Annotated in this window: 7 protein-coding genes and 4 pseudogenes; 7 read left to right on the top strand and 4 right to left on the bottom strand. The window is 66.3% G+C overall.

All coding sequences use genetic code 11. The features are described 5' to 3' along the window. The first annotated feature begins 82 nt into the window (after window positions 1–82). Together AB0M29_RS44615 and AB0M29_RS44620 are read left to right on the top strand one after the other, a co-directional pair. Entirely contained in the window at window positions 83–244 is a 162-nt protein-coding gene (locus tag AB0M29_RS44615) for a hypothetical protein (RefSeq protein WP_365393495.1), read from the top strand. Between the two features lie 339 nt (window positions 245–583). Continuing rightward, a complete protein-coding gene (locus tag AB0M29_RS44620; protein ID WP_365393497.1) occupies window positions 584–949 on the top strand; it encodes an RICIN domain-containing protein in 366 nt (121 codons plus the stop codon). A 213-nt stretch (window positions 950–1162) separates the two neighbouring features. Here AB0M29_RS44620 and AB0M29_RS44625 read toward each other — a convergent pair whose 3' ends face one another. Continuing rightward, on the bottom strand, window positions 1163–2263 hold the full coding sequence (locus tag AB0M29_RS44625; protein WP_365393499.1) for an ROK family protein: 1101 nt from the start codon (window positions 2261–2263) through the stop codon (window positions 1163–1165). Between the two features lie 121 nt (window positions 2264–2384). Then, entirely contained in the window at window positions 2385–2630 is a 246-nt protein-coding gene (locus tag AB0M29_RS44630; protein WP_365393500.1) for a DUF6342 family protein, read from the bottom strand. Between the two features lie 223 nt (window positions 2631–2853). On the opposite strand from AB0M29_RS44630, the gene AB0M29_RS44635 reads away from it, so the two are divergent. From AB0M29_RS44635 to AB0M29_RS44650, 4 genes and pseudogenes are all read left to right on the top strand, one after another. Further along, window positions 2854–3033, top strand: coding sequence for a hypothetical protein (locus tag AB0M29_RS44635; RefSeq protein ID WP_365393502.1), 180 nt, complete (start codon window positions 2854–2856; stop codon window positions 3031–3033). A gap of 188 nt (window positions 3034–3221) precedes the next feature. Next, complete coding sequence (locus AB0M29_RS44640) at window positions 3222–3785, top strand: hypothetical protein (RefSeq protein WP_365393504.1); 564 nt, start codon at window positions 3222–3224, stop codon at window positions 3783–3785. A gap of 188 nt (window positions 3786–3973) precedes the next feature. Then, window positions 3974–4132: pseudogene (locus AB0M29_RS44645) on the top strand (ATP-binding protein); the annotation flags it as partial. A 94-nt stretch (window positions 4133–4226) separates the two neighbouring features. Next, window positions 4227–5133: pseudogene (locus tag AB0M29_RS44650) on the top strand (ATP-binding protein). On the opposite strand, the pseudogene AB0M29_RS44655 reads toward AB0M29_RS44650, so the two are convergent. After that, a pseudogene (locus AB0M29_RS44655) lies at window positions 5099–5434 on the bottom strand (helix-turn-helix domain-containing protein); the annotation flags it as partial. The pseudogenes AB0M29_RS44650 and AB0M29_RS44655 sit on opposite strands and share 35 nt — an antisense overlap. A gap of 173 nt (window positions 5435–5607) precedes the next feature. After that, window positions 5608–6747, bottom strand: coding sequence for an ROK family protein (locus AB0M29_RS44660; protein ID WP_365393506.1), 1140 nt, complete (start codon window positions 6745–6747; stop codon window positions 5608–5610). A 219-nt stretch (window positions 6748–6966) separates the two neighbouring features. Between AB0M29_RS44660 and AB0M29_RS44665 the strand changes: the two are divergent. Beyond that, window positions 6967–7159: pseudogene (locus AB0M29_RS44665) on the top strand (ABC transporter substrate-binding protein); the annotation flags it as partial.

Raw genomic sequence — 7159 nt, forward strand, 5'->3', positions numbered from 1 at the left:
AACTCTTCCGGATAAGGCTTAGGCACAGCGACATCCTTCCCACCCGCCCCACAGGGCAAGCCAGTTCAGACGTCACCCGATCGTGCACCAGACCCCTTCATCAACCGGGCTCGACGGCTACGTCCGTGCCAAGGGCCGTACCCTGCGGATCTGGAACGACGGCCTGACCGGCGCCAACAACTTCCCGCTCAACAAGGACATCGTCGTCGAGTACTTTCCACGTGCGCCGGCGGCCAGCCAGTAGCTGCTCGACGACAGGTACCAGGTGAGAACGCCGGCGGATCCTGGTACTACACACGCGGCTCATACCAGCCCAGCGCCCAAGCCTTGTACAACTCCGGCTGGAACCGCTCGCTTTCACCGACCAGACCGTCACCACCACCAGCAACCGCGTCACCCGTGCCGAGTACAACACCTGGCCGGGCCACTACGACGCGGAGAACGAGAACCAGGTGCAGCAGGGACTGGTCACGTCGATGCGGGCCTTCGCGCAAGGAGTGTGGGGCAGCCCCCGGCCCAGCCGACTACACCGGCTTCACCACCCTGGCCGCCTCGACCGGCCACGCCCCCGGTACGGCGCTCCGTGGACGCAACCGGTTTCAGGCGGCAGGTACACCTCGCGAACACCGCGGGCCATCTGACTGAGACCGGCACGACGGGCGCGGCACTCACCATATTCGGCGCTGCCACCACCACCTGGAACGTGATTCCCACCAGCGACGACTACTACCGTCTCCAGAGCAGCGACAGCGGCCGGTGCGCCGACATCCGCCCCGGTGCTGCCAACCAGACCAATCCACTGGGCGTGGTGGAGCAGGCGGGAGCCAGCGCCATTGCGGAGTCGTGCGCCGGAACCGAGACCCAGAAGGGGCAGCTTGAACCCGTGACCGGCGGCTACGCCATCGTGAACGCAGCCGTCAACCAGCAGTGGACGACGCCGCCTGCGTAACCAGCCCCGAGCCCGGGCGGTCGGCGACTCCTCGCGGCGTCGATCGGCTGGTCTGAAGAACCGGCCGCCGGTCCCTACCCTGCCACGGACCGGCGGCCGACCCATGCCCCACCCCGGTCTCCCCCGGCACCGGCGCCGTCGCTTCGCGACACGGTCGACCGACTGGACTCTTTGCCCAGTCCTTCCGGTCGGGCCATGTGCCTCGGATTTCGATCAAGAGAGTTCGAACAGAGCGCTTTCCAGGTCATCCAGGGCCAGCCGAACCGCGCCGAGAGCGACGTTCCGCTCGCCGAGCTGCGACGCCTGGACGGGGATGGAGAACATGCACAGCTCATCGAGCCGGCGCCGCAGCGGGATCAGGAGTTTTTCTCCCGCCTGGGACAGTCCGCCGCCGATGACGACCATGTCGGGGTCGACGGTCAACACTGTCGCGGCGATACCGGTGGCAAGGGCGTCGACGAAGTCCGGCGCATCGACAGGTTTGCGCTCCCTCAGCGCATCGCGGGCGTCGTACCAGCCGGCTGCACGCAACTGACCGATCTCGCCCGCGGCGCCATGCCGGCCGTGCCGCAGCTGTCCGTTGATCAGGATTCCCACCGAGATCTGATGCCCTGCCAGGACGTAGACCACATCCGAGGACCCCCCTGCGACTCCGCGCCAGGCCTCGGCCAGCGCGCCGAGATTGGCGTCGTTGCCGGCAACGACAGACCCGGTGCCGATACCGGACAGCTCCTGCCTCAGGTCCACGCCGGACCACTGCAGCAGGGCCGGGGACTGGACGACTTCGCCTGTGCGCGGGTCGACCGGGCCGGTGGTGCCGACGCCTACGGCCAGGACGTCGGACAGTCGTGCATGCCCTGCTCGGGCGGCCCGTTTCAGGGCGACGCGGGCGGCGTCGATGCGGCTGGAATTGTCGAGGTCGGCAGACACCTCGACGCGGTGGCTGCCGCGGAGGGTACCGGACAGATCGGTACACAATGCGAGGACCTTGTGGATGCCGATGTCCACACCGAGGACATATCCGAACTCGGAGTTGAACCGGTAGCGCTTGGCCGGACGGCCCACAGTGCGCGGCGCGTCGGGGTCCGGCATGATCTCGACGACCAGATCACGCTCGCGCAGCTCCGTCAGCGCCTCCTCGGCCATCGGGCGCGACACGTCAGCCCGCCTGGCGATCTCGGTGATCGGCAGCCCGTCGGCGCCGCTATCGTCCCGCCGGCTCGCGGCATCAGCGTGCACGGCACGCAGGGCGGCCACAGTCGTCGGCCGACTCAGCGGTGCTCCGAACCAGTACCGGGACTCACCTGCGGCCATGGCTCCCCATTTCTGTCCTCTTGACACCTCCCCTGAGCGGGTAGGGGCATCCTAACGCCTCCGGCATATTAAGTTCATCCTCCTTACTAAGTCGCGACCTGCTCCACGGACCTTCCCGACGTTACCGTCGGAGTCCAGCACTGCGATGTTCTTCTTCATGGTGGTCCCCTGTTACGACGCGAAGATGATCTTGTCTGCCTCTTGCGAAGTAGTTCGTGATGACCGACAGTTCGATGCTGCACGGCGACCTGATGAGCACGTCGTTCTTGGGCGTGCCCTGGTAGACCCGGTTGTCCCGCAACTTGATACGACCGTGGGCGTAGGCGCGGTCCAGTGATACACGCTCCGTCATTGCACGCCTGTGCATGGCCCACTCCCGGGAGACTCACGTCGACAACCGCGACTTCACGTCGGCCACCACACCATTCTCGCCCCGCCCAGACTCACCAGACGTGGGATACACCTCGTACCCGCCACGCCAGGTCGTCCGGGAATCTGCCCATGCGGTTCGGTTCCCGGCCACCTCAGGCGCGTCCCGCCTGTTGGGATGGGTCATGACAGATGACCTAGATACGGGAAAGATCGGAGGTATGAGTATCGCACCGAGATCTGATCATCCTCCCATCTACGGCCAGCTGGTCCGCGAGCTGGGTGACGTGGTCGGTGACATCCAGAAGTTGGCCGAAAAGACCGACGCCCAGGCGCGGGAGGCACTCAACTTCAGCGCACTGCACCATGCCCTCACGGAGCGGGAAGACACGGACGACTGACCTTCCACCCATCAGGAGCGATCGATGCGTCCTCGCCGCAGGTGACGGCGAGGCGCAGAGTGCTCGCACCGAGCCGTACTGAGAGGTTCCGTGCGTGATGTCGGGGGCAGCCTGCCAGGCCCCGGACTTGCCCAGTGGGTCAGTTCCGTCATCGACAGCGACGCCCGGGCTGCCCCATGATGGCCGCCGTGAACTCGTTCGAGCGGCTTCTCCACGACCTGGAGGGGGCCGGCCAGTGGCGGGGCGTCTCGCACGATCGGGCATCAGCACTCCGCGCCAGGCTTCGGTCCGGTCAAGATGCGACGTGGTCGTCAGGTGGCGCATGGTGTGCTGACGGTGAAGACCTCGCGGATGGTGACGTCGAGGACTGGCTGCGCGGCATGACGGAGCCACTCAGCGCCTGGGGGGTTCAGTTGGTGGTCACGACCTGCTCAAGTCCGCACGGTGATGGGCTGGACAGTTACACGGTGAAGGTGAACGGCGAAATGCTCGACCTCTACTCCGTCGACCCGGCCGATCCGAGCCTGCCGTTGGCTTACGACCCGTGGCTGGACTGCACCATCAAACCTGCTGCTGAAGTGAACTGTCTGCTCCTAGCGGCCGCAAGCGACTGCCGGGTTGCGGTGTTCTGGCCAGGTGGGAATGACGGTCTTTCCGTGCTCGGCCCCGAGAGCGTTCTCCGCGCGGCGGCTGTCGCAACCCAAGCAGCCGACGGTGTGTCCGCCTTTGTCGTTCCACGACCGGCTTGCTGATGCCGGTCAGCTCGGAAGACCCACTCCGGTGCCGATGAGGCATCCGTCGATGAGTTCGCTGCGGCATTGGACTTCGCGTAGGCCTCGGCGGAGGGTGCGCATGAGGTGTTCGGGGTCGGTGAAGTGTTGGCCTGCCCCATCTCGCTGCCAGCCTGGATCAGTTGGCGGCCCGCGCGAAATCCGACAAGATGGGTTACCTCGACTTCCTCGACCTTTTGCTGGAGGAAGAGACCGGCCTGCGGGCCGCCCGGCGGTTCCGCACCGCTCTGCGGTTGTCCCGGCTACCGCACCACAAGACGCTCAAGGAATTCGAGTTCGCCTTCCAGCCCGAGCTCGACGTCCGCAAGGTCCGTGACCTGGCCGCCCTCTCGTTCGTCGAGGCCAAGGCCAACGTCGCCCTCTTGGGCCCGCCCGAGGGGCGTCGGCAAGACCCATCTGGCCGTGGCGTTGGCAGTCGCGGCCTGCAAGGCCGGCAACTCGATCTATTCCACCTCGCTGGACGACATGGTCCGGCAGTTGAAGGAGGCCGAGGCCATCGGCCGGCTCCCGCAGAAGATGAAGTCGTACCTGAAGCCCAGCGTCCTCGTGGTGGACGAAGTGGGGTATCTGGCGCTGGACCGGGAAGAGGCGAATCTGGTCTTGCAGACGATCGCGAAGCGATACGAAGCCGGCTCCATCCTGCTGACCTCGAACCAATCTTTCAGCAATGGGACAGGTGTTCGGCGACGACGTGCTGGCCATCGCCATCCTCGACCGCCTCCTCCATCACTGCGAGGTCTTGTCGATCAACGGTCCCAGCTACAGGCTCAAGAACCGTTTCACCGCCCTCGAAGGGGGCGCCGACGTGGCACGATCACCCCAGCCGAGCCCTAGACGTGAGGTCGTACGCAGCTCCGGATCTGAGGTCGTACGTGGACACGGTCTTCGGTATGACGTCGGCGCGTCCCGAAAGGACGGCTCGGGCTGCGCAGTCGGCGTCGATGGCATCGGTCTTGCCACGCTTGACCTCGGACTGGGGCTGGTAGCCGACGCCGGTCCGGTGGGCGGTCAGAACTGTGACGGTGCTTGTGCAGCAAAGCCCCTATCGGGACACGTTCACCTGGTGGGGGGCAGCGCGTACCGAAAGCCGACAGATCATCCCAAACCGGCATCCACGGCCAGTTGTCCCACGGGTCAGGCTCCGGTCCCCAGCGGCACGCCACGATTCTCACAGTTGTCCCGGACAAGGACGATGGCCCGGCCGAGTTGCTGGTGGGCCTCGATGAGTGGGTCGCGGAGTCGGTCCAGGCGAAGCTGCGACGCCCGCCGGCCAAGCTCTGGTGGAACCGCCGCGCGATCAGGGTTTTGATCCGCGACAGGGTCCACGTCTGATCCGGCCAGCCATGCGCCACCGGACCCTTGACTCCTTCTCCAGCACGGCGAACAGCGTCTCGCTCAGCTTCGGCAGTGACTCCGGGCCGGTCGATCGGACACCGTTCACGCTGTTCTCCTGCCAGGCACGGCGCCACCGCTGCACCGAGCGGGCACTGGCCCGTAACTCCCTGGCGACCTCAGCGCAGGAGGCCCAGCGGCGAAGGGCTCGACAGCCGCCAGCCGAATCCGCTCACGAAGCGCCTGCCGTTCAGGCCCCCGCCCTGCGGATACCGCATACAACCGGCATATCGCGACGCGCCCTGTCATCCCCAACGACAGTCCGGCTACAACCTCTGTAACAGCAGCAGCGACGGTCCCGCTGTGCGAGACGGCATGAGTGGCCCCGCCGCTCCTAAGCTGAGGCCTGAAGTGATGCGACGGGGAGGCGGTCGTGACGGCGACCGGACCGTCAGGTGAAAATGGCGCCGGCCAGGTGCGCTGACTCAGTGTTGAACAGTTCCTTCTCCACGTGATTGAGCGCGTGGCGTACGGCGCCGAGGGCGACGGCGTCGTGGTCGAGGGTCGAAGGTCGGATCGGGATCGGGAAGAGGATCTTGGTGTCGAGGTGGGCTTGGAGCGGACCGAGAAGGGTGTCTCCGGCCCGACTCAGGCCGCCGGAGACAATGACGCACTCGGGGTCGACGGACAGCACGAGCGCGGCGATGCCCGTGGCGAGTCGCTCGGCGAGGTCCTTGATGCGAGTCCTGGCCGCCGGGTCACCGGCAGCGGCGGCGGCAAAAGTGGCCCTCCGGCCGTTCGGCCAGTCCGCCATGGCTTGAAGGGCCGCGATCCAATGCGACTCCGCCAGCACTCCAATCTCGCCTGCGGCACCGTGGGCACCACGCAGAAGCTGTCCGTTGAGGAAGATGCCGGCGGTGATGTGTCGGCCGGCCACGATATTGACGAAGTTGTCCGTATCACGGGCCGCGCCTCTCCACCTTTCGGCCAGGGTGGCCATGCGCGCGTCGTTCCCGACGACCACGGGTGCGCCGGGAACTATGGCGAGGTCCTCCGCCAGATTGCGCCCCTGAATCTGGGGGAGGCGGAAACTGCGGGCGACGCGCCCAGTGTGATCGACGATGCCTGTGGTAGCGGCACCGATCGCCCAGATGTCGGTGGGACGGATTCCAGCGCTGCGGATTGCGGAGTGCAGCGCTTCACCCGCCGTGGCCAGGCGCACGTCGGCCGTGGCGTGGGGATCGAGCGGACGGCTTTGCTGGGCGCGCTGGCAGCCACGCAGATCGGTGACAAGGACATTGACCTCGTGTGCCGCCAGGTCGACGCCCACAACGAAACCTGCCTCGGCTCGGAACCGGTAGCGCTTGGCGGGTCGCCCGACCCGACGCTGATCCTCGACCTCCGGCATGACCTCTTCGGTCAGGCCGACGCTGACAAGGGCGAGCGCGGCGTCCTCGGCGGTGTTGCGGGAGACGCCGGCCGTGGCGGCCAGATCGCGCAGTGTCAGAAAGTCGGCCCTGTGCAAGGCGCGCAGCACGGCGACGGTGTTGATCCTCTGAAGCAGCGATCGGTCTCCGCCCGCTTGTCTCATTGCCTGCCACCACTTCCTTGACAACACTCCGGCGTCCTTGCACACTCACCCTACCGCAGATATTTTAATCAATGAGTCAAAAAACCTTATGGATGCCAGTCCGGGCTTCCATCAGAGCGGTTCGACCGGTGTCAACGCAGACCGTTCCACCTTCGCCGCCCCGGCCCGCAACTCTTCAACCCTCACCCCAGGCCCCAGACAGGCCGGGAAGGAACAACCGTGCGCACGAGAACAACACTGATCGCGACCGCTACGGCGGCGGCGCTCGCGCTGACCGGCTGTGCGGCAGGCAGCTCGAGTCACAAGTCCACCGACAACGGGGGTAAGGCGGGGGACGTCACATTGACGTTTTTGACGTTCGAGACGCCGAATCTGACGGCGAAGTACTGGGACGATGCGATCGCGCGGGCCT

Origin of the sequence: Streptomyces sp. NPDC051976, from assembly GCF_040680795.1 — a bacterium.
GTDB lineage: Bacteria > Actinomycetota > Actinomycetes > Streptomycetales > Streptomycetaceae > Actinacidiphila.

Excerpts from the sequence above, each read along its gene's own strand:
- AB0M29_RS44625 (WP_365393499.1), bottom strand. The coding sequence starts at position 2,263 with ATGGCCGCAGGTGAGTCCCGGTACTGGTTCGGAGCACCGCTGAGTCGG.
- AB0M29_RS44630 (WP_365393500.1), bottom strand. The coding sequence starts at position 2,630 with ATGCACAGGCGTGCAATGACGGAGCGTGTATCACTGGACCGCGCCTAC.
- AB0M29_RS44635 (WP_365393502.1), top strand. The coding sequence starts at position 2,854 with ATGAGTATCGCACCGAGATCTGATCATCCTCCCATCTACGGCCAGCTG.
- AB0M29_RS44660 (WP_365393506.1), bottom strand. The coding sequence starts at position 6,747 with ATGAGACAAGCGGGCGGAGACCGATCGCTGCTTCAGAGGATCAACACC.